The following is a 934-nucleotide window of genomic DNA, read 5'->3' on the forward strand; positions in this document are numbered from 1 at the left end:
GTTCCTAGTTTTTGGACGATGAAATTCACGTTGTTGTTGGATTCTGTGTAATTGTTGTTTTCTTTAAATATTATGGTGTATGTGTATTCATCTACATCTAAATCAGGGATATTTACTCTACCCACACCATTGGTGAAAGTCACATTGTAAGTTATGTTGTTTATGATTACTTCGTAAACTCCATCTAAGATAGCTGTGCCATTAGGTGTAGTTGCATTAATCACCACAGTAAGATTATCACCATAGGTAACATCAGAAGCTGTAATGTCTAAGTTTACATTATCTTTAAAACTAGTGCTAAGATTAATACTTGTAGAGTTATAATCATCTGTACTTTCAAAGTTTATTGTTAAGTTTTGATTTCCTAGTTGACCATAATTAAATCCAGTAAATACTCCAGTTCCATTAACAAATGTAACATTCTTATTTTGACCATTAATAGTGACGTTGAATGTGATAGGTGATAAACCACCAATATTCGGATTAATATGTAAAGTTATATCAGCTACACTATTATTCACAATAGTTAATTGATCAACAGTAATATTAGTAATATTACCTTTACTAATACTTCCTCCGGCTAGTGTGAAGCTACCAATAACAGTACCATTTAAATTCTTAAACACAACATTCGGATCAGCAATAGTTTGAATAGGTACTTCAATTATGCCATTATTGTTTAAACCAAACTCTTTGAAAAAGGTACCATTCCAATAAACACCATTCATAGAAGGTAATAAATCAGAACCAGAACTATCCGTAGAACCATTCAAATACACTGTGTAGTTGAATTTTAATAACTCACCAACACTATAATTAGCACTAAGATCACTCATATTAGTAATACCGAGCACATAATAATTATTCACAACTATATTACTCATAGTTGGTATGCCGTTGTAGCCATAGTAGTTATAATCAGCATTCACATTAT

Annotated in this window: 1 protein-coding gene; it reads right to left on the bottom strand. The window is 31.0% G+C overall.

Going from position 1 to position 934, the window contains the following annotated elements:
* The coding region (locus tag MBCUT_RS11125) for a hypothetical protein (protein WP_169805348.1) at positions 1-934 on the bottom strand (934 nt) is incomplete at both ends.

Source organism: Methanobrevibacter cuticularis, assembly GCF_001639285.1.
Classification (GTDB): Archaea; Methanobacteriota; Methanobacteria; order Methanobacteriales; family Methanobacteriaceae; genus Methanobaculum; species Methanobaculum cuticulare.